1 protein-coding gene is annotated in these 306 nt (G+C 54.6%); it reads left to right on the top strand.

The annotated features are described in order from the left end of the window. Nucleotides 1–101 precede the first annotated feature (101 nt). On the top strand, nt 102–306 hold a 205-nt coding region (locus AC3XQU_RS23560; RefSeq protein ID WP_489876564.1), incomplete at its 3' end, for a hypothetical protein.

The raw sequence follows: 306 nt of genomic DNA, 5'->3' as shown, positions 1-306 counted from the left end.
CGCATCAGCGTGATTCAGAACTTCGTGCTGATCTCAGTTACCTTGAAGCAGGGGGAAGGTCTTCGCCCGATGGCTCGGATCAGTGGGACTTGACGCGCCAGATGAAGATCGTCGCGCAGCAGCTTCTACTTCTCGATGGGCCACTTTCGCGCCGAGCGGAAGAGATTTGGTCGGTGCACAAAGATGCTGAGAAGTCATACTATCCGAGCCAAGATCGATATGAGGATGTCGGCCAGTTGCTTCCCGATCGTGAGCGATTGGAGAAAGCACACGATGCGCTTGTTGCGGACTTTAGATCGACCGTAC

The organism is Telluria sp. AZSoR62, from assembly GCF_058111565.1.
This window is presented reverse-complemented; position numbering and strand designations above follow the sequence as displayed.